We start from the raw sequence: 353 nt of genomic DNA on the forward strand, positions 1-353 counted from the left end.
TAACTGCTAAAGGAGGACCAATTCCCGAAAAAAGAAATGGGGTAATTCAGAATTATAAGAAAGACAGGAACGGCGAAACAGTTATCACTAAACTGGATGAAGCCATGCTTAAGCAAATAGCTTCGGAAGCCAACGGGAGATATATCGACGGCCGGGTAACTTCCGAAGTAGTGGAAGAAGTAACAGAGATCCTTCAAAATATGGATAAAAAGGAATTCGAATCGCAGCAGATCGCAGATTATAAAAGCCAGTTCCAATGGTTTTTAGGATTGGGCCTTTTATTTCTTCTGCTGGATATCTTATTGCTTGAACGCCAGACGTCCTGGTTAAAAAGATTAAATTTGTTTAACGAG

Annotated in this window: 1 pseudogene; it reads left to right on the forward strand. The window is 39.9% G+C overall.

Going from position 1 to position 353, the window contains the following annotated elements:
* A pseudogene (locus HC175_RS21190) lies at positions 1-353 on the forward strand (BatB protein); the annotation flags it as partial.

The organism is Salinimicrobium oceani (assembly GCF_012037645.1).